We start from the raw sequence: 19,254 nt of genomic DNA on the forward strand, positions 1-19,254 counted from the left end.
GCACGAGGGCGGGGACTCCTGACCAGCTCGGGATTGTCGAATTCCCAACGGCTGATCAGGAGACCCTTGTGTCGCAGTCTTGCGGTTCCTGAGCCGGCGCAGTCCAACTCGGGTGCACGGTCGTGTGATTGCCTCGCTCACCGGTTCGGGAATGCGGGCGACCATCCGGATCGGGAGCCGCAGTACCCCTCGGACATGAGTGACGCGGAGTGGGCGGTCGTGCGGGACGCGATGCCGGTCCCGCCCTGGCTGGAGGGCCGAGGCGGGCAGCCGGAGGGCTCCTGCCATCGGCAGATGCTGGACGCTGTGCGCTACCTCGTCGCGGGCGGCATCACGTGGCGAGCGATGCCGAGCGACTTCCCCGGGTGGAACCGCGTCTACGCTTTCGCGCGACGATGGGGTGCGAAGGGCCTGCTGGCCGAGCTGCACGACCGGCTCCGGGGCCTGGTCCGCGAGCACGCCGGCCGCGACCCGGAACCGACCGCCGCCATCGTCGACTCGCAGTCGGTGCGGGCTGCGGCGACCGTGCCGGCCTCTTCACGGGGGTACGACGCAGGCAAGAAGGTGCCGGGGCGCAAGCGGCACATCGTGGTGGACTGCCTCGGCCTTCTCCTGCGGTCATGGTGACCACCGCGAGTGCCCAGGACCGCCACGCGGCCGTGCCCCTGCTGAAGCGCGTGCGGAACCGCTACAAGAAGGTCGTCCTGGTGTGGGCTGACGGCGGCTACGCGGGCCGCCTGGTCACTTCGGCGAGGCAGAAGCTCCAGCTCACCGTCAGATCGTCAAGCGCAGCGACGATGTCGTGGGGTTCGTGGTGCTGCCGAGGCGCTGGTGCGTGGAGCGGACGTTCGCGTGGTTGTTCCGCTCGCGCCGTTTGGTGCGCGACTACGAGACACTGCCTGCCGTCCACGAGCAAATGGTGCTGTGGTCGATGACGATGCTCATGAGCCGCAGGCTGGCCCGTCGGCGAGCGTGAACCGGCCCGGCGCCGGCTCCAAGGCCCAGCCGCGGTCCGCGAGCCGCTTCATCTTCGACCGCACTCCCTCCACGCTGGCCGGGCCCACCTCTAGCCCGAGCACGACGGCGATCTCCTGGCACGTCATCACCCCGCCCCGCCCGAGCGGCGTTCCGCCAACGCGGCCAGGATCCGCTGGTAGTCCACCGCGAGCATGTTCGCCGACAACGCTGGCCGCCACACCGGCACGACCGAACGCGCCCGCACGGCCCTCGGCGCGGGCGCCCCCGCAGGCGCTTCGGGGGCGGGGACCGCCTCAGGCACCGACAGTGCCTCGATCAGGGCCGGGCCGGTCACAGCGGTCTCGCGCGGCACGGACAAGACCTCACCCACCCGCTGTCGGGCGATCACCCACTCCTGCCAGTCCGTCTCTGCCACCGCGAGCTCAGCCAGCACCCGGTCCGCTTCCTCGCGCAGCCCCTCCACGCGTTCCCGCGCGGCCAGCTCCCGCTCCTCCAGCAAACCCACGACCGACGCCGCCCGACACCTCCACCGACGAGACAACCCGACGGCCCGAGCCTTCCTCGCCGATCCGGCATCATGCCTGAACTGCGGAAACGAGCCCATCAAGTTCGGTACGACAACGGCTTCTCAGGCGAGGACGACTGGCTTGCCGCTCAGCGCCACACCGGCTTGGCGTAGCTCACTGATCGCGGTGCTGGTGGTATCGGCGGCAACGCCGGCGGTGTAGTCGAGCAGGACCCGGACGGCGAAGCCCGCTCGTACGCCGTCGAGCGCGGTGGCCTTCACACAGTGGTCGGTAGCGATGCCGACGACGTCGAGCTTGCTGATGTGGCGGGCGCGCAGCCAGTCGGCCAGTGATGTGCCGTCCTGAGCCGAGCCCTCGAAGCCGCTCTTCGAGGCGGAGTACGCCCCCTTGTAGAAGACCTCGTGCACGTCACCGGAGGTGACGGCGGGTGCGAAGTCCGGATGGAACTCGCCTCCCTCGCTGCCGACGACGCAGTGCTCGGGGAAGGAGCTCTGGAAGTCCGGGTGCTCGGAGAAATGGTCCCCCGGGTCGATGTGGTGGTCACGGGTGGCGACGATGTGCGCGTACCTGCCATCGGCGCGCCGCACCAGGTCGGCGATGGCCACGGCCCTGCCCGCGCCGCCCTTCACCGGAATGCTGCCGCCCTCGCAGAAGTCCTTCTGCACATCAACAACGATCAGTGCACGGCGCACGGAGACCCTTTCCGTCGGAAGAACCCATTGCCGGTATGGTCGCTCCCTCCGTCGGTGGGCCGACGCAGTACTCGCCCGTACTCACCCGATAGGGACGCAGTTGGTGAATGGGTCCAGCTGCGGGTCGAGCACCTGGCCGAGACTCAAGCACCTGGCACACCTGTGGGTTGTCCGCCGTCTGGTGCACCGGATCGATCGGCCGGGTTCGGGACCGTGCGGCCAAGGAAGTCGAACTCGACGGTGCCCCCGCAGCCACGGAGCTCACTCTCTGTGGGGACCCGCGCCCTTACCGGTGTGCTGGCCGGCCCGTAATAGCCGGGCGCGTGCGGCGCAGTGCGTCGTGCACGGAAGTGGAGTGGGCCGGGGGTGTGCGTCGCGCGCTGGTCGTCACTCCCTGTCCCTCTGGCCGCCTGCGCCCTGATTCTGACGTGGCCATGGCCTTATCCCGGAAAGGGGTGCGAGTGGCTGACTCACCTCGTGGCTGCGAGACGATTCTCGCGCAGGCCGCGACCTTGGTGCGTCCGTTGATCCGGTCCCGGGTTCACACTCTGCCTCCTCGGATCCGGCATGTCGCTGGGCTGCATTTCGGCTGGTGGACCGACGACGGCACGGTCCTGGACGCGCCGCCTGTCAGCAAGGGTGTGCGCCCGGCTCTTGCCCTGCTGGCGTGCCGGGCGGTGGGCGCCGACCCATACGTTGCGCGGGCGGCGGCGGTGGCGGTGGAACTGGTGCACAACGCCAGCCTGCTCCACGACGACGTCATCGACCAGGATCCGCTGCGCCGCGGCCGGCCCGCTCTCTGGGCGGCCAAAGGCGTACCGGTGGCGATCCTCGCGGGCGACGCTCTGTTCTTCGCCGCCGTTCAGACCCTTGCGGAGGCGCCGGACGCGGGCCGGACGGTGCCGGTGCTGCTGGCCGCCGTGCAGGCGCTGATCGAGGGCGAGTACCTCGACACCCTCATGGAATCCGGTACAGACGTCAGTGAGGACCAGGCTGCGGCGGTCGCGGCCGGCAAGACCGGCGCGCTGTTGGCCTGCGCCTGCGAGCTCGGCGCGATCGCGGGCGGCGCCACCGAAGGGCGTGCCCAGCTCCTTCACGGTTTCGGACGGCGTCTGGGCATCGCCTACCAGTGCGTCGACGATGTTCTGGGCATCTGGGGCGAGGAACTGCTGACGGGCAAGCCCGCCCTGTCCGATCTGCGTACGCGCAAGGTCACCGTCCCTGTCGCAGCTGCTATGGCCGGCCACACCCCCCAGGTCCGGTCTTTGCGCGCTCTCTACAGCGCCAACGGGCCGATGGGCGAGGAGGACTACGCACGGGCCAGGGCCCTGATCGAGCAGACCGGCGCACGGGAGGCCACACTACGCCGCGCCCGCCGCCACACCGCCGACGCCCTGCACCTCCTGGACCAAGTGCGGCCGGAGCCGGTGGCGGCCGCCGAACTGGCGGCCCTCGCCGACCTGATCACCCTCCGCGACCACTGACCCTTCTGGGGCAACGCTGTCCCCAAAGCCCACACCGGTTCCGCACGCCGTTCCATCAACCGAAAAGGGAGAACTCACAGATGCACCCTGCCGACCTGCCCGAGGGGTTCTGGACCTTCTACTGCCCCCTCGAGGAGGAAACGGGCACCGATGTGGAACGCCTGAGTGCCAACAGCGTCGCCTGGGCGCAGAAGTTCGACCTCGGCGGCGGCGATCCGAACGTTTCCGCGCTGTACGGGATGGGAGGGGCCGCCACGATCACCCACATCTTCCCGCACGCCACCACGAACCCTGACCTGGCCCAGGCACTGGCCGACTACAGCAGCTGGGCCTTCATGACCGATGACTTCATCGTGCCCGACCCGGACGCCAGGGCCGACGTCCTCCACGCCGTGTACCGCTGGGCTCGCACCATGCTCTGCTCACGCTCCTGGGAGGGCCGCACAACCCACCTCGACGACGCGCTGCGCAACGCCCTCGAGCGGCTGCGCGCATGTATGAGCGATGTCCAGTACGAACGGTTCACCACCACCCAGGCCGGCTGGCTGAACGCCATGCTCTGGGAAAGGGCCCTACGCGAGGGCGGCACCGCTCTCACAGTCGACGACTACCTGGCCCTGCGCCTCGACGCCGTCGGCATCCACGCCACGCTCGGCTACCTCGACGCGGTCGAAGGCACCGAACTCACCGCTCAGGAATGGTCCTCGCCCCTGGTGAAAGCAGCAACCGAAGCAGGTCTCTTCACCGCCGCTCTGGACAACGACCGCTACTCCCTGTGCAAGGAGAAGGACCTGGGGCAGATCAGCTACAACGTCTTCGGAGCACTCCAGCACGAACATCCCGACTGGACCGTCGAACAGGCCATGCGTGAAGGCATCCGGATTCGCGACACCATGCTCGCCTGCTACCTCCGCCTGCGCGACCAGATCCTCCCCACCGCCAGCCCGGACCTGCGCAGGTACCTCACCGGCGTGGAGCGGGTGATCAGCGGCGACATCACCTTCGCCACCACCTGCATGCGCTACTTCGCCCCCGAAGCCACCCCGGACATCCGTCGCACCCGCACGCCCCCCGCACACCTGACCGACGAGCCGCTCCCCTACCCGACCATCGCCTGGTGGTGGGAGCACATCGCACCATGACAGCGCCGCCGCGCGCCACACACCCTCGCAAGGTCCTGACAGTGCTGTGTACCGGACTGTTCCTGATCGGTCTCGACGTCACCGTCATGAACGTGGCCCTGCCGAGCCTCCAGTGGGATCTGGGGCCCGGTCCGCAGGGTCTGCTGTGGATAGCCGACGGCTATACGCTCGCGCTGGCCTGCTGCGTCCTTGCGGCCGGAGTGTGGAGCGATACGCACGGCCGACGCCGCGCCTTCATCCTCGGCCTGGCCCTGTGCGGGACGGCCTCGGTGGGCGGGGGGCTGGCCACCGGCACCGGCCAGGTCGTCGCGGCGCGGCTGGCGATGGGCTGCGGTGCGGCGCTGCTGATGCCCTCCACCCTCTCGCTGATCACCGTGGTGTTCCCCGATCTTGCCGCCCGCCGCAAGGCCGTGGCGGTGTGGACGTGCGTGGCGGGCCTCGGGGCCCTAGGCGGGCCGGTCATCGGCGGCCTGCTGGTGGAGCGTTACGGCTGGCGGGCCGGATTCTGGATCAACGTACCCGTGGTCGTCGGGGCCCTGGCGGCGACCGGACGCTGGGTGCCGGAATCCCGCCACCCCCGCCCCGGACCCTTGGACAGGGCCGGAATGGGGGCGGTCACCTGCGGGGTGGGGGCCCTGGTCTGGTCGATCATCCAAGGCCCGGTCCGCGGCTGGACCGATCCCGGCCTTCCACGACGCCGGAGTTCCAGGGCAGCGTGAGGCCGGCGATGACGGCGTCGAGGTCGCGTTCGAGGTGCTGGGCGAACCGGCTGAGGCTGGGCAGGTCGGTGGCAGCGCGGACGGATGTGATCCACTCCGACAGTTGTTCGCCCTCCAACTCGGTGACCATGTGGGCGAAGGAGCGGACGTGCGGGATGGCGCTTCTCCCACCACGGGAGGAAGGCGAACGCCAGGGCTGCGAGGGTGAATCCGGTGCCGATGGCCCCTGTTCTTCTTCCGGCTCATCGTCGGCTGCGAACGGACGCCAAAAGCTCAGCAGCAAGTCCGCGGCGATGAAGGAAGCATCATCGTCAGGATCTTCCTCGATCGAGGTGAGCTCACCGACGCGCCGGACAACCTCGCGGGCCGGAAGCGCGAACACGTCCACGCCTTGGAACAACACTCGATCCGCTTGTGGCGAGGGTCTTCCCAGCTCGATAGCTACGAGCATGTCGCGCATGCAGTGGATGCTGATCATCAGCCCGCTGGGACGGAACACGTGCTGTCCCGGCCGGTCGGACTCCGAGATCGCAGAAAGATCGCGGAGCGAGTCCAAAGCGATGTTGGCAGCACGTCGAGTCATACCAATCCGCAACGAGCCAACGCCGTTTGGTGGGGCAAGGTCGAAGTCCATGCGGGCAGGATCCCAAACGGGTCTGTCAGCGAGTGACGAAGGGCCATCCAGTCCCGGCAGGTTAAGAGCGTGAGGGCTCCACAGAAGTTGGACCAGAGCCGAAACTCACCGGCACACCCAACCCTCCTGGTTCGTGGTGGGTGGTGCGTTGCGCTGCAACAGTAAATAGAACGCACGTTTCTCACGAGAGTGACAATTAGCCGACTTGTGTCGACCTGGCTCGCCACCCGCTGGTCACGGTGTGGAAGCTGCGGACCGGATCGCCGATCCACTTTGACTAGGCGCTCACCTCGTTGATGGTGTCCGCGACCAGGATCGGGAGGTGGCTGCCTCTGGCTCCTTCCGGCGAGCCGCTCAGCTCCATCGACCGGTCCACCCATCTCAGTGCGTCACAGAACACCGGTCCTGGCACAGCTTCTCAGCTTGTCTTTCAACCTCGGGCCTGCTGGTCGTTGAGCAACTGCGAGACGCGCTGGGGTGAGACTCCCAAGACGTGCGCGATGTCCCTGCCGGTCAGGCCGTGCTCGTTGAGTGCTGCGGCTGTGCGCCGTAGCTCTACTGCGGCCGCCATTTGGGCCTTGTGCGCGTCGACGGTGGCCTGCGTTGATGCCTTGACGCGTTGATTGAGTTCGTCGCCGAGGTCGATCTTGAGTACGATCCCCTGTTCGACTCCAGGCACTTCACCTGCCTCCATAAGGTTGCGTCCGCGCTCAATCGCACCGTCCAGGCGTCGTATATAGGTCGGCTCCACGCCCTCCATGTGTAGCACCCAACCGTCGCCGGCTCGACGGGCGAAGATCTGAGGTGGTTCCATAATCTGGCCGTCAGTCATGCCAACTCCTTGCAGCAGCTGGGGAGTTCGACAGTCTAGCCCCACTAGCTGAAGTTATCCAGGGGGGCTAGATAGCTGTTGGGTTGCGGAGTATTGTCCGCCTGCGCGTCTGGTTCCGGGGAGTCAGTTCCGGACTCACTATGAGATCCGAGCGGTTCCTCGAACTGGGTCGCTCGCCTGGGCATTCGCCAGACACTGAGGCGGCCTTCGTCTGATCCTGTGCTCCGACCAAGGTGCACGTGACCGAGACGATGGCCGTGAGGGTGAGTCTGCTGCCTGATGTTGTGCGGAGGGATGCGTTCGCGGAAGCGTCACGCTTCCGGGGCGAGTTCTACGAGTGTCTGACCGCTCGGCGCGACGAGTTGTTCGAGCTGACGGATGCGGTGCGGTGTGCGGATGGTGCGGTGAAGTCCCTGGTGGACCTGGCGCTGCTGCCCGAGCATAGACGCGGGCACGGAGCGATGTACGGAGGCCTGAACCACGGCCGGATCGATGTCGAGCAGGTGCGGACGGTGCTGGCCGAGCTGTCGCTGCCGCGGTTCGACGGCGGGCGTCTGGTCCTTGCCGTCGATGTGTCGCCATGGCTTCGTTCGGACGCGCCGTGCTCGGCCGAGCGGCTGTGCTGCCACGTCTACGGCCGGGCCAAGACGGCGTCGCAGTTCATCCCGGGCTGGCCCTACTCCTTCGTCGCCGTCCTGGAGCCGGGTGCCACCTCTTGGACCGCGATCCTGGACGCGGTCCGGCTCGGACCGGTGGACGACGCCACCGCGGTCACCGCCGCCCAGCTACGGGGAGTCGTTGAACGGCTCATCGCCGCGGGTCAGTGGCAGACCGGGGACCCGGACATCGTGATCGTCAGCGATGCCGGCTACGACGTCACCCGCCTGGCCTGGGTCCTGCGCGATCTGCCGGTCGAGCTGGTCGGCCGGGTCCGCTCCGACCGCGTCATGCGACTGCCGAAGCCGCCTCGTGTCAACGACCCGAAGGGCGGCCGGCCGCCCAAGCACGGCCCGGAATTCCGCTTCGCCAAGCCGGAGACCTGGCCGGAGCCCGCGATCACCACGGTCACCGCAACCACCAACCACGGCAAGGCCGAGACGCAGGCATGGGACCGGGTCCACCCCAGGCTCACCCACCGCTCCTCATGGCTCGACCATGACGGTGAACTTCCCCTGGCTGAGGGCACGTTGATCCGGTTGAAGGTCGAGCATCTGTCGAAGGACCGTGAAGCCCCGTCGGCAAAACCGTCAAACGCCCCGAGAGCCTCAAGGCCATCGGCAAGCCCGGAAGATCTTGGTAGATAAAGAACAAGCTCAGTAGTTCTCCCACTCGTCCAGTACGTACTCCAGCACGGCCGGGTCCATCAGCGTGCTCGGTCGTACGTCCTGGCGGCGGCGGTCCACGGGGAACACTGCGGCGGCCTTCAGGACCGCCTCGTCCAGGTAGCGCAGTTGCGGGGCGCTCGATGCCAGCCGCAGCGGTGGGGACGTGCCGCCGCCCGGGACGGCCAGGACGAAGCCCCAGTTGCCGAAACTCGGTACGTCGACCTGGAACTCAGCGGTTGAGTAACCCGCCGTCTCGATTGTCTTCGCAATCGACCAGTATGTCTTCGGCGCGAAGAACGGCGACCCGCTCTGCACCATCACCCTGCTCTGCGGCGTCAGGACCTGGCGGAGCAGGTGGTAGAACTCCACCGAGTACAGCTTGGCCAGGGCCGCTGTGTCCGGGTCGGGGAAGTCGATGACGACCGCGTCGTAGTGCTGGCGGGCGCCGCGCAGCCAGTTGAAGGCGTCGGCGTTGACCACTTTGACCCTCGGATCGTCCAGCGCCTTGTCGTTGAGGTCGCGCAGAGGCTGGAAGCCGCGTGCGAGGCGGGTCATCGCCGGATCGAGTTCCACGAGGGTGACGTGCTGTACGTCGTCGTAGCGCAGCACCTCGCGCAGGGCGAGCCCGTCGCCGCCGCCCATGATCAGCACGTTGGCGCGGGGGCCCGCGAGGGTGGGGTGGACGAGGGACTCGTGGTAGCGGTACTCGTCGACGGAGCTGAACTGGAGGTCGCCGTTGAGGAAGAGCCGGATGTCCGGTGCGCCGGTGAAGGCGGTGGAGCGGGTGACGACGATCTCCTGGTACGACGTCGTTTCCGCGTGGACGATCGGGTCCCGGTACATCTGCTGACGCGCGGTCACCTCCAGGTCGTCCGCGAACGCGTACGTCGTACCGAGCACGGCCAGTACTGCCGTGACCCCGGCCAGTAGGGCGTTGCGCACCCAGCGCCGGATCTCCCGGCGGAAGATGAACACCACCACGATGACACCGGCCACCGCGTTGACCGCGCCGACCACCAGCGTGCCCTTGAGCTGGCCGAACGTCGGCAGGAGCCACAGCGGGAAGCCCAGGCCGCCGAGGAGCGCTCCGATGTAGTCGACGGCGAACATGTCGGCGACCGCGCTGCCCGCCTCCTGGCGCCGGATCCGCTGGAGCAGGGTCATCAGCAGCGGGATCTCGGCGCCGATCAGCACGCCGACGGCCACCGCGACAACGATCATCGCCGGGGTGTACAGCTGGAGCCAGGCGAACGCCGCGTACAGCACCAGCACCGACAGCCCGCCGACCAGCGCCAGCACGCCCTCCACGAGCGCGAAAGCGCCCACCGCGCGGCGGCACAGGGGTTTGGCGGCGAGGGAGCCGAGCCCCATGGCGCACACCATCACGGAGATCACCACGGAGGTCTGGAGCACCGAGTTGCCGATGAGGTAGCTGCCCAGCGCGGTCAGAGCCAGCTCATACACGAGGCCGCAGGCCGCGCAGAGGAAGACGGCGAAGAGCAGCAGGAAGCGAGCTCCCCGGGTGTGCCGCACGGCCGGGGGGCGGGAGGGCGCCGCGGTGGTGTCGCGGCCCTGCCCGGTGGTGGCGCTCATCGTGGGGCGCCGTTACGAGATCGCCGCGCCGACCATGAACCCGGTGCCCAGGTACATGCCGGCCTGGACCCAGGCGGCGGGATGCGGGCGGCTGTCCTGGTCGTCGAGGACGACCGCGCCCATCTGGCCCGGCGTGAACACGCCGATCACGATGCCGACGACGGTCATCACCAGCACCCCGGCCAGGCCGTACAGCAGGGTGCTGACCAGGCCGTAGCCGAGGCCCTGCTCGGACTCGCTCGCCTCGATGGCCTTCATGATGACCAGGCCCACAGCGACGGACTGGCTGCCCAGCAGGACGGCCGCGCCGCGGTTCCGGTCGGTCCACACCACGTGGTACAGCTTGCCCGGCGTGACAAGGTCGAGCGCGATGAAGCCGACGGCCATCACGGCGAGGCCAACGACTCCGTAGAGCAGGGCCTGGCCGGTCGACTCGAAGATCTCGGTCACTGCGTTGCCTTTCTTGGGGAGGGGGTCGGGGCGTGATCAGGCGCTGTACGGGAGGAGCGTGGGATACGCCGGGTGATGATCCAGCCGGTCACCGGGCGTTACTTGCCCTCGCCGGGGCCGCCGCCACGAAAGCTCGCGCTGTCCGGGTCCGGCCAGTAGGTGAGGTGCTGCTTGTGGCGGCGGTAGCCGTTGCGGTAGTCCTCGATCTCGATCAGGCTGCCGCTCCGGTACGGCGAGACAGTGACCATGTCGTCGCCATAGCGCAGGAACTCCGCGCTGTCGCCGGACGCACGGTCCAGGGCCGCGCGCTTGGTGTGGATCGCCTGGGCGACCTTGCTCGGGGTGCTGTCCGGGTCGAGCCAGTCCGCCCCGGTCGCGGTGTACGTCTTCCTGATCCACTCGCGCGGGACCGCGTCGTTGTCCCCGTCGCTGGAGCAGGCGGTGAGCAGGGTCGCGGCCAGCGCGGCCGCCACCGCTGCGCGGACGAGTCGGGCGCTGTTCATCGGGCCTCCAGCCTGCTGAGCGTCGATACGATCTGGCCGTTCTGCGGATACGTGTGCCAGGTGCGCCAGACAAGCGCGGCCCCGTGCGGTCCCTCGACCGTCTCGACGACCACCGCCGTGACCGCCTCCGGCGAACCGGGGAAGACCCCGCACAGGCTGTGCTCGGCGTCGGTGGCCTGGCCGAGGATCCGCGTCACCTCGGCACTGAAGTCCTCGGGAGCCAGTCGGCGAGTGGTGGCGCCGAAGTCGTAGACCCGGCCCGGCAGATGACGGGTGCAGGTCTCGGGCAGACCCCTCACCGCGCCTTGCAGACAGGCCACCGTCTCCCGCACGGGACCAGCGAACACCTGGTGCGATGCCCCGAGCAGCCGCAGTCGCACGTCCAGCCCGCCGAGCGACACCACACGTTCCGCTAGCGCCGGACGCTCCGTCAGGTCCAGCGAGAAGCAGAGTTGATCCGCATCCGTGTCCAGATAGGGGGCGTTCAGAAAGACGGCGTTCACACGGCCCCCCGGTCGTTTCCTGCCATGATCGGCGCTCGATTATGGCACATGTGTTCGTGGGACTTGAGAGGTGGGGAGGGACGGGGGTGAAGGGCCTCCCCACCCCCGAGGAGTTTTTCCGCGCAGGGTTTCGCGCAAGCCCCCTGGGACCTGCTCGCGGGTCAGTTCCTCGAAGGACCAGCCCCTGGTCGGCGACGTCAATCCGGCTCGGGTGCGGCGGGCGCCCAGCGCGTCACCGTCCACACGCTGCAGCAGGCGGCGCACAGTGGCGGCGTGCGGCACGGCCGCAGACCGGTAGGTGGATCGGCAGCGAAGCCGAGGACACCCAGAAGATACTGCGGGGCATCCGTGATCCACTCGCTGATCGCGATGAGCGAGCGAGCCCCGGTCAGCACCACCGGGGCGGCTCCGCACAGCAACGCGAGGGCCGGATACCGCAGTCCTCGCGCATCGCGGGGATCGGCGACCGGGCTCAGGAAACGCCGCAGGTCAGCAACATTGCCTGGGGTGAGGGGATCAGTCGGGAAGCCCATTTACTCCAGTGCGGAAGGGATGGGCGATGATGTTCGGGTAGGTACAGTCTCGCTCGGTTCTCATGGGTCTCGGCAACCACATGATCACCAGCACCGTGCCTGCTCTGCTCCGCTCTCCGGGATTCCTTGCCGCACAACGGACATGACGAGACGTCACTCACGAGACCGGCGAACTGGACCAATCCCAATCGCGCAATGCCCCTGCCTGGAGACAAGGCTTCGGCACAGTCAGGTGATGTCCGGTTCACGCTGATTTGTCGCGTCTCGCGGTGCTCCGAGAGCGAAGTCTGTTACATGGCCTTGACCAGCGACAATGATCCTCATGGACATTGTCGTCGAGATTCATGTGCCCCTTGGGGAAGCCTCAAGCGCTCCGGAAGGTTCCTATCCCTTCCCGTGGATCGACCAGGTCGAGGACTTCCTCGCTGAGCAGGAGGCGGCGGAGGTGTATGACGATGGCGAGGAGTACGACGGGGTGTACGTCTTCTTCATCACCGGAGCCACTGAGGAGGTTCTCCTGGCCGTGGCGTCTGGCGCGGCTGGGCTTCCGGGCATCCCGAGCGGAGTGTTCGCGATGGTCACGAACGATGAGGCGGAGGAGATCGGCCTCGGACGACGTGTCGAGCTGCCGCTCGGTTAGCCCTCGGCAGAAACGACGGTCGACCAGGGAATCTTCGGTCTGCCGGTTGACGGCTCCTGGCGAACAGGGCAGGCACGGTTTCCAAGATCATGGAGTTCTCTACGCCCCGTGACCTGCCTGGAAGACCGTGCCTGCCGACGCATCATCGCTGATCCCACCTGCCCTTGACCAGCTCGCGAGCGGCCCCAGGTTGTGCCAGGGGAGGCGCCGGGTCTGCTGGAACGGCTGGCCGAGGTGCCAGATCCTCGCGATCCGCGCGGGGTTCGGCACGCCCTGCCAGTCGTACTCGCGCTGGCCGCGTGTGCGGTGTTGGCCGGGGGCCCCTCACTGCTCGCGGCCAGCGAGTGGATCGTGGACGCACCACCGCAGGTGCTGGAACGGCTCGGCGTGCAGCCTGATCCGGTGCTGCCGCGACGGCCGCCGGCGGAGGCGACGGTCCGCCGGCTGCTGGCCCGCATCGACGGCGACGCGCTGGACCGGGCCGTGGGCGGCCGGCTCGCCGACCGCTGCCCCGAGAGCTCCGGATTGCGCGGGCTGTCCGTGGACGGGAAGAGCCTGCGCGGCGCGGCCAAAGCCCGCGGCCGCAAGGTCCACCTGCGCGCCGCCCTGGAGCACACGTCCGGCTTGGTCCTGGCCCAGCTCAACGTGGGGGAGAAGACTGGCGAGACCACCTGCTTCCAGCCGCTGTTGGACACTGTCGCCGACCTGGCCGGAACCGTGGTCACCAGCGACGCGCTCCACACTCAGCGTGAGCACGCCGGATACCTCCTGGGCCGCCGGGCCCACTACATCGCGATCGTCAAGGGCAACCAGAAGAAGCTGCGCAAGCTCAAGTCCTTGCCCTGGAAGGCAATTCCTCTCCAGGGCCGCACCCTGGGCAGCGGCCACGGCCGCTCCGAGTTCCGCCGGATCAAGGTCGCCACCGTCAGTAACCTGCTCTTCCCCGGCGCCTGCCAGGCGGTCCAGATCAAGCGCCGCCAGACCGACCGCAAGACCGGCAAGGTCACCATCGCCACCGTCTGTGCGGTCACCAGCCTGACCGCCGAGCAGGCGGCCCCGGCCCAGCTCGCGAAGCATCTGTCCATTCGCGCCATACGCGTTGGGAGGGTTGCCCCATGAACATCGTTGAGAACATCGCGTCCGGCCTCTTCGTCGCACTGGCTGCCTGGGGCGCCCGGTGGGCACGGCTCGAATGGCGCCGGAGTCGGATCGCTCGCGCTGGACGACGTAACCCCGCCGCCCGCTGATACGGCGGACTCGCACGAGAGAAGGGCAAGAGCCATATGGGAGTGATCGAACGGCCGGACCTGCCACCCGGTGCCCGCCGAGACCTCAACCAGGAGCTGCACAACCTGCATCGCCGGGCCGGGCTGCCCAGTATCCGGGAGCTGGCCAAAGCGGCCGCCAAGAGCCCCACTGGCGTCCACAACGCGTTCCGCCTGGCCAAGGTGCCCGAACATCGTCTGACGATGGCCATCTCGGCCAGTTGACGTTGCAGGTCCGCGACTGGGGTGCGGGCATCAGCGAAGCGACCGGTATCGAGAAAACCCTTCGTCGGTTCGAACGGCTCTGGTATCAGGTCAAGTACGAAGAGGAGGCACTCGTCGACCAGGGTGAGCCGCCTCGCATGTCCGACGCCACCCGAAGGCTCCTGTTCGCGCTCAGCCCGGAGTGCTCGATGTCCCACCCGACCCGGCAGCTCCCGCAGCCCCACGACATCGTCACCCTGGAAGACTCCGCCGCGACGAAGCCCCCGGCGTTCCTCCGTAGGACCGGCTTACAGCCGGACTTCCCCAACCCTTGGCATCTGATCTATCTGTGCTGAGGTTGCCAGCGCCGCCGCGAAGCCGGTGAACTCACCGAACCAGAACTCCGTGCGGCCCGCTTCGCTCTGGACCGGCGCCCGGGCTCGGCCCGGCACTATGCCGCATACCTCGACCAGATGCTTCTGGGCGCCGAGGGCGTCATCGACTTGAACGTCGCCGGACGGGCTCTCGCCATCATCAAGGCGGATCCGGAGATGGCAGCAGCTCCGTACGCCCTCAACCACGGGGAGATTCTGGTTGACCGCACCCACGGTTCCCTGCAGTGGGGACATCACCCGTGCGAAGACGATCACTACTAGCGCCGGCGGCGATCCGGGAGGCTCGCCCCGGAAGGCCGGTGGTCTGCGCCGGCTCCGCACGGGTGCCCAGGAGAATGCGCTGAGCATGGGGAAGAGGGGTCTCGACCGGCCGACGTCTCATCATCGGCCTGTCGGCTAGGGCCTGTCCGGCGGATTTTGATTGAGAACTGCCAATAGGCGTAGACCAGGGGGTTTGCATCGTTCTTGCGCCACGCGACGGCGACTCGTGTGCGCGCGGTGCCGGGCTCGATCCCGCGGAAGGCGACGCCCTTGAGGCGGATGCGGCGGATGCTCTCCGGGGCCAGTGATACGCCCAGGCCGGTTTCCACCAGGGCGCAGACGGTCTGCCATTCCACGGCGTGCTGGGTCACTTGGGGGGTGAAGCCCGCAGCGGTGCACAGGTTGGTGATCTGGTCGTACAGCGGCGGGCCGACGGCGCGGGGCAGGAGCACGAAGGGGCATTCTGCCAACTGCTCGACTCTGACGGTCCGTTGTGCCGTGAGTGGGTGTGAGGAGGGCAGGACGGCCACGAACGGTTCGGTCAACACGGTCTTGAATCCGAGGTCCGCGTCATGGGCGGGCGGTTCGCGCAACAGGCCGATGTCGATCGTCCTTTCGCGCAGAGCGGCCAGTTGCGGTGTGGTGGTCATCTCCTGGATGTCCAGGTCCACGGCGGGAAACCGTTCCCGGAAGGTGCGCAGCAGGCCGGGGAGGACAGTGAGGGCGAGGGAGGCGGCGAAGCCGATCCGCAGGCGGCCAGCCCTGCCGCTGCCGACTTCTCTGGCTGCGGTCAGGCCCTCTGCCAAGTCGGTGAGGGCATGCCGGGCAGCGGGCAGGAGTTCCCGGCCCGCCGGGGTGAGGCCGATATTCCCGGGTTCACGGTTGAAGAGCGCGTACCCGACCTTGTCTTCCAGGCGGCGGATCTGCTGGCTCAGCGGCGGCTGGGCGATGCCCAAGCGGGTGGCGGCGCGGCCGAAGTGGAGTTCCTCGGCGAGCACGACGAAGGCGTGCAGCTGCGGGAGGGGAAGTTCAGGGCGCTCCATACGCATAGAGATATCACTCCATGCTCGAAAGTGTATTAGACGTATCAGTGCTGGTCACTTAGCGTTCGGCGCATGACAGAGCGACGTTTCATCCTCAGCGGCTCGATGTTCGAGGAGCAGATCGGCTACGCCCGCGCCGTGGTCGACGGTGACTGGGTTCATGTGTCCGGGACGACCGGGTTCGACTACACCACCATGACGATCTCGGACAACGTGGTGGAGCAGGCCGAGCAGTGCCTGCGCAACATCGAGGCCGCCTTGACCGAAGCGGAGTGCACCTTCGCTGATGTGGTGCGGGTGCGCTATCTGCTGCCCGACCGGGCCGACTTCGAGCCCTGCTGGCCGGTGCTGCGTCGCGCCTTCGGAGAGGTCCGGCCGGCCGCCACCATGCTCATGTGCGGCCTCGCCGATTCCCGCATGAAGATCGAGATCGAGGTGTACGCCCGGCGGATCACCGCGTAACCACGTAGTCCGGTCTGGGTGAACGAAGGCACCGTGCCCGAGGTCGGGCTGGGCGATCTGACACATGCCGAGTGGGCACGGCTCCAACCACTGCTGCCCGGCGGCGGATTGCCGGGCGGACGGTGGAGCGACCATCGCACGGTGATCAACGGAATCCTCTTCCGCCTGCGAACAGGCACGCCCTGGCGGCCCGCGTCCCGCCCCGCATCCCCCGGCTGGAACCCCCAGGACACGGCAGAGATCGCCCGGCTACGGAAGCGGGAGCTCGAACTCGCCGGGACGATGGTCACGCACCCGTACTGGAGCGAGTTCACCGCGGCCGACGTCCTCGCGGCCCGTACCGCGCTCAAGGACCACCACGAGCGGCAGATGGCCGACGCCTCCAGCTAGTGCTCTGACCGCATAGGTTGGCCGGGTTGATGGTCGTGGCGGTTGGATGTGCGGTGACGTCCTATCCGACCGCTGGGTGGTGTGGTGACTGAGCCTGTCCGTGTGCGCAGGTTGACCGACCAAGAAGGGCAGAAGCTGCAGCAGATCGTGCGTCGGGGCAGTACCAGTTCGGTGCGGTTCCGGCGGGCGATGACGGTACTGGCCTCGGCTGGCGGGAACCGGGTGCCGGTGATCGCGAAGCTGGTGCAGGCCGACGGGGACACAGTCCGGGACGTGATCCACCGGTTCAACGAGATCGGTCTGGCCTGTTAGGGCCCTCGGTGGGCGGGAGGCCGTCCCCGCTTGCTCAGTCCTGCCGACGAGGACTTCGTCGTCCAGACGGCCACCACCCGCCCGACCAGGCTGGGCCAGCCCTTCACCCGCTGGTCCATCCGCAAACTCGCCGCCTACCTGCGCCGCGTGCACGGCCGCATGATCCGGATCGGCCGCGAGGCGTTACGGTGCCTGCTCACCCGCCGCGGCATAACCTTCCAGCGCACCAAGACCTGGAAGGAGTCGCCAGACCCGGAGCTTGACGCCAAGCTCGACCGCATTGAGCACGTGCTGAAGCGATTCCCGGATCGCGTGTTCGCCTTCGACGAGTTCGGGCCGCTCGGCATCCGGCACACCGCCGGCTCGTGCTGGGCCCCTGCCGGTCACCCCGACCGGCATCCCGCGACCTACCATCGCACCTACGGGGTGCGGTACTTCCACGGCTGCTACTCGCTCGGCGACGACAGGTTGGGGGGCGTCAAGCGCAGGAAGAAGGGCGCCACGAACACGCTGGCCGCGCTGAAATCGATCCGCGCGGCTCGCCCAGACGGCGCCCCGGTCTACGTGATCTTGGACAACCTCTCCGCCCCATAAGGGCGAGACCATCCGGCGCTGGGCGAGGAACAACCGCGTCGAGCTGTGCTTCACCCCGACCTACGCCTCCTGGGCCAACCCGATCGAGGCCCACTTCGGACCGCTGCGGCAGTTCACTCTGGCCAATTCAAACCATCGCGGCCACCCTGCGCAGACCCGGGCCCTGCACGCGTATCTGCGCTGGCGCAACGCCAACGCCCGTCATCCCGACGTGCTCACCGCCCAGCGCAAGGAGCGCGCCGGCATCCGCAGCGAGAAGGGCATCCGCTGGGGCAGACGCCCCTCACTGCGACAGCCTGACGGGCTACCGCGGCTCAGCCGAGACGTCATTCGTGCACGCCGTGCAAGCTCGGCCCGTAACAGGCGCTTGCCGCTCCAGTGGCCAGCGCCCAGTAGCGATCGCCGAACGACCAGTGCCACCACTCCGTCGGGTAGTTCACCAGGCCCACGGCCGTCAGTACGCGCCCCAGGATCTCCCGGTGGGCGCGCGCCTGCGCGCTGATCCCGGCAGCGTCGGTGTAGCAGGCGCCGGCGCTCTCCTCCGGAGTCGCGTTCATAGGCGTACCCAGATCCAGCTCACGGCCGCCCGCATCCACGAGCGTCAGATCCACCGCCGCTCCCGCGCTGTGCGGCGCAATTTCCGGTGGCGACACGAAACGGCTCGCCGCCGACCGAATCCGCTCGTCGGTCCATCCAGGCTGCTCAGCTCGCAATCTAGCCGCGTATTTCTCAAAGTAGCGCCGCTGCAACGCCAGAGGGCGATAGCCCTCGACCACCAGGAGCCCCAGGCCGGCCGGCAAGTGCGTCTGCGCCTGGAGCAGACGCCCCAGCACGCCTTCCCGCAGGTAGAAGAAGGCGTCCGAGTCGTCCTGTTTCCGCAAGTCCACAAGGAGTGGCCCCCTCCGGACATCGACCAGCGGCTCACCGCACTCATGCACGGGGACAGCTGCTACCCGCGGATCCGACATCAAGATGATCTCGCTCATCCCGCGATGATCCCCGACCGCGGTCAACGACCACAACGTTGCTCAACCACCCGGCGAACGTTCCTGGTCAGAGCACTAGCCGCCGACCACTTCCCCGGCCGCCGCACCATCGGCGACTCCGGCGCGGCGGCCCCGCCCGGCGCGCAACACCGGCGAGCGCGCCCCGATCCCCGGCAGTGTCCGCGCCGCTCATCTCGCCCTCCCACTCCTCAACTCCAGCCAGGGCTTGGGCGAAGGGGGTCGCAACGGGGATATCAGCGGCCCGACCACGCCTGTACGCCTGTGGTGACCTGGTCGGACTCCAGGACGCTGTAACGGTCTGCGCAACCTCTGCCGCACCCCTCAGCGCAACGTTTCGCGCAACCTCCACCGCAACACTCAGTGCAACCCAGGGCCCTACTCGGTCGGGTGCAGACGCCAGGATCGGAGAACTTCTGCGGGCCCCGGCGCGTAGTGCCAGACATGAGAGAGATCACTGACGCGCATGTCGCCGTACCAGGCCTGGCTGTAGTGGAGGTCGCGGCCGCCGATGACGAGACGGCGTTCGCCATCCAGGAGCTGCTCACCGCACGGTGCGCGGCGACGCCGGCGGACCGTACGACCCGGGAACCTGGCGAGCCCGGCGTGCGGCTGCGGTTCTTCCTGAACCTGCACGAGGACGCCGACACATAAGTGCGTGTTTCTAATCAGTAGGCAGATGCAGTTCGCCGAGCGTGGCACCGGGCCGCGCTTCGCTGGATGGCTGATAGGTGAAGGTCGAGTGATGGCGTGGGCCCGACCCTGCCCG

Annotated in this window: 22 protein-coding genes and 3 pseudogenes; 14 read left to right on the top strand and 11 right to left on the bottom strand. The window is 68.2% G+C overall.

Translation table 11 applies throughout. From position 1 onward, the window contains the following. Positions 1–195 precede the first annotated feature (195 nt). Positions 196–627, top strand: a complete 432-nt coding sequence (locus RM704_RS45460; protein ID WP_438828893.1) for a transposase — start codon at positions 196–198, stop codon at positions 625–627. A 187-nt stretch (positions 628–814) separates the two neighbouring features. Beyond that, positions 815–976 carry a hypothetical protein gene (locus RM704_RS45465; protein ID WP_438828899.1) on the top strand — a complete coding sequence of 54 codons (162 nt, stop codon included), beginning with the start codon at positions 815–817 and terminating at the stop codon, positions 974–976. Positions 977–1,102: 126 nt separating this feature from the next. On the opposite strand, the gene RM704_RS06095 is transcribed toward RM704_RS45465, so the two are convergent. Together RM704_RS06095 and RM704_RS06100 are read right to left on the bottom strand one after the other, a co-directional pair. Beyond that, positions 1,103–1,483: a hypothetical protein gene (locus RM704_RS06095; protein ID WP_311589941.1), complete on the bottom strand. Its 381-nt coding sequence runs from the start codon at positions 1,481–1,483 to the stop codon at positions 1,103–1,105. A 123-nt stretch (positions 1,484–1,606) separates the two neighbouring features. Further along, entirely contained in the window at positions 1,607–2,197 is a 591-nt protein-coding gene (locus RM704_RS06100; protein ID WP_033532201.1) for an isochorismatase family protein, read from the bottom strand. A gap of 461 nt (positions 2,198–2,658) precedes the next feature. Between RM704_RS06100 and RM704_RS06105 the strand changes: the two genes are divergently transcribed. The 3 genes from RM704_RS06105 to RM704_RS06115 all read left to right on the top strand — a co-directional run bounded on the left by RM704_RS06105 (position 2,659) and on the right by RM704_RS06115 (position 5,542). Further along, the gene (locus tag RM704_RS06105; protein ID WP_033532200.1) at positions 2,659–3,681 is read left to right on the top strand and encodes a polyprenyl synthetase family protein; all 1,023 of its coding nucleotides are present in this window, start codon (positions 2,659–2,661) and stop codon (positions 3,679–3,681) included. Between the two features lie 80 nt (positions 3,682–3,761). Next, positions 3,762–4,823, top strand: a complete 1,062-nt coding sequence (locus tag RM704_RS06110; RefSeq protein WP_033532199.1) for a terpene synthase family protein — start codon at positions 3,762–3,764, stop codon at positions 4,821–4,823. A gap of 41 nt (positions 4,824–4,864) precedes the next feature. Next, the gene (locus tag RM704_RS06115; RefSeq protein WP_052146551.1) at positions 4,865–5,542 is read left to right on the top strand and encodes an MFS transporter; all 678 of its coding nucleotides are present in this window, start codon (positions 4,865–4,867) and stop codon (positions 5,540–5,542) included. Here the strand turns inward: RM704_RS06115 and RM704_RS06120 are convergent. After that, on the bottom strand, positions 5,472–6,176 hold the full coding sequence (locus RM704_RS06120) for a hypothetical protein (protein WP_311590251.1): 705 nt from the start codon (positions 6,174–6,176) through the stop codon (positions 5,472–5,474). The genes RM704_RS06115 and RM704_RS06120 overlap by 71 nt on opposite strands. Before the next feature lie 430 nt (positions 6,177–6,606). Continuing rightward, positions 6,607–7,008 (bottom strand): hypothetical protein, encoded by a 402-nt coding sequence (locus RM704_RS06125; RefSeq protein WP_052146550.1) that lies wholly within the window; start codon positions 7,006–7,008, stop codon positions 6,607–6,609. A gap of 251 nt (positions 7,009–7,259) precedes the next feature. Between RM704_RS06125 and RM704_RS06130 the strand changes: the two are divergent. Next, positions 7,260–8,267: pseudogene (locus RM704_RS06130) on the top strand (transposase); the annotation flags it as partial. Positions 8,268–8,321: 54 nt separating this feature from the next. Here the strand turns inward: RM704_RS06130 and RM704_RS06135 are convergent. From RM704_RS06135 to RM704_RS06155, 5 genes are all read right to left on the bottom strand, one after another. Continuing rightward, positions 8,322–9,926, bottom strand: coding sequence for a polyamine aminopropyltransferase (locus tag RM704_RS06135; RefSeq protein WP_052146549.1), 1,605 nt, complete (start codon positions 9,924–9,926; stop codon positions 8,322–8,324). A gap of 12 nt (positions 9,927–9,938) precedes the next feature. Beyond that, positions 9,939–10,376 (bottom strand): DUF350 domain-containing protein, encoded by a 438-nt coding sequence (locus RM704_RS06140; protein WP_033532197.1) that lies wholly within the window; start codon positions 10,374–10,376, stop codon positions 9,939–9,941. A gap of 98 nt (positions 10,377–10,474) precedes the next feature. Further along, positions 10,475–10,879 carry a DUF4247 domain-containing protein gene (locus tag RM704_RS06145; protein WP_033532196.1) on the bottom strand — a complete coding sequence of 135 codons (405 nt, stop codon included), beginning with the start codon at positions 10,877–10,879 and terminating at the stop codon, positions 10,475–10,477. Further along, positions 10,876–11,382, bottom strand: a complete 507-nt coding sequence (locus RM704_RS06150) for a DUF2617 family protein (RefSeq protein ID WP_033532195.1) — start codon at positions 11,380–11,382, stop codon at positions 10,876–10,878. The genes RM704_RS06145 and RM704_RS06150 overlap by 4 nt, the downstream gene beginning before the upstream one ends. A 197-nt stretch (positions 11,383–11,579) precedes the next feature. Beyond that, the gene (locus RM704_RS06155) at positions 11,580–11,915 is read right to left on the bottom strand and encodes a transposase family protein (protein ID WP_078937528.1); all 336 of its coding nucleotides are present in this window, start codon (positions 11,913–11,915) and stop codon (positions 11,580–11,582) included. Positions 11,916–12,237: 322 nt separating this feature from the next. On the opposite strand from RM704_RS06155, the gene RM704_RS06160 reads away from it, so the two are divergent. The 4 genes from RM704_RS06160 to RM704_RS06175 all read left to right on the top strand — a co-directional run bounded on the left by RM704_RS06160 (position 12,238) and on the right by RM704_RS06175 (position 14,380). Further along, the gene (locus RM704_RS06160; protein ID WP_033532301.1) at positions 12,238–12,555 is read left to right on the top strand and encodes a hypothetical protein; all 318 of its coding nucleotides are present in this window, start codon (positions 12,238–12,240) and stop codon (positions 12,553–12,555) included. 234 nt (positions 12,556–12,789) lie between these two features. Further along, positions 12,790–13,674 carry an ISAs1 family transposase gene (locus RM704_RS06165; protein ID WP_311589951.1) on the top strand — a complete coding sequence of 295 codons (885 nt, stop codon included), beginning with the start codon at positions 12,790–12,792 and terminating at the stop codon, positions 13,672–13,674. Between the two features lie 164 nt (positions 13,675–13,838). Continuing rightward, a complete protein-coding gene (locus tag RM704_RS06170; protein ID WP_033532194.1) occupies positions 13,839–14,045 on the top strand; it encodes a hypothetical protein in 207 nt (68 codons plus the stop codon). Then, on the top strand, positions 14,042–14,380 hold the full coding sequence (locus RM704_RS06175) for a hypothetical protein (protein WP_157856822.1): 339 nt from the start codon (positions 14,042–14,044) through the stop codon (positions 14,378–14,380). The genes RM704_RS06170 and RM704_RS06175 overlap by 4 nt, the downstream gene beginning before the upstream one ends. A 435-nt stretch (positions 14,381–14,815) precedes the next feature. Here RM704_RS06175 and RM704_RS06180 read toward each other — a convergent pair. Further along, a pseudogene (locus RM704_RS06180) lies at positions 14,816–15,723 on the bottom strand (LysR family transcriptional regulator). A gap of 72 nt (positions 15,724–15,795) precedes the next feature. Here RM704_RS06180 and RM704_RS06185 point away from each other — a divergent pair. From RM704_RS06185 to RM704_RS06195, 3 genes and pseudogenes are all read left to right on the top strand, one after another. Then, a complete protein-coding gene (locus RM704_RS06185; RefSeq protein WP_033532191.1) occupies positions 15,796–16,185 on the top strand; it encodes a RidA family protein in 390 nt (129 codons plus the stop codon). Positions 16,186–16,218: 33 nt separating this feature from the next. Beyond that, on the top strand, positions 16,219–16,575 hold the full coding sequence (locus tag RM704_RS45690) for a DUF8825 domain-containing protein (RefSeq protein WP_498076429.1): 357 nt from the start codon (positions 16,219–16,221) through the stop codon (positions 16,573–16,575). Between the two features lie 84 nt (positions 16,576–16,659). After that, positions 16,660–17,764, top strand: a pseudogene (locus tag RM704_RS06195) (IS630 family transposase); the annotation flags it as partial. Positions 17,765–17,807: 43 nt separating this feature from the next. Here RM704_RS06195 and RM704_RS06200 read toward each other — a convergent pair. Continuing rightward, on the bottom strand, positions 17,808–18,467 hold the full coding sequence (locus RM704_RS06200; RefSeq protein WP_033532190.1) for a M15 family metallopeptidase: 660 nt from the start codon (positions 18,465–18,467) through the stop codon (positions 17,808–17,810). 462 nt (positions 18,468–18,929) lie between these two features. Between RM704_RS06200 and RM704_RS06205 the strand changes: the two genes are divergently transcribed. After that, positions 18,930–19,139 (top strand): DUF6207 family protein, encoded by a 210-nt coding sequence (locus RM704_RS06205; protein ID WP_033532189.1) that lies wholly within the window; start codon positions 18,930–18,932, stop codon positions 19,137–19,139. Positions 19,140–19,254: the final 115 nt, after the last annotated feature.

This window comes from Streptomyces gottesmaniae (genome assembly GCF_031845845.1).
GTDB classification, from domain to species: Bacteria; Actinomycetota; Actinomycetes; order Streptomycetales; family Streptomycetaceae; genus Streptomyces; species Streptomyces akebiae.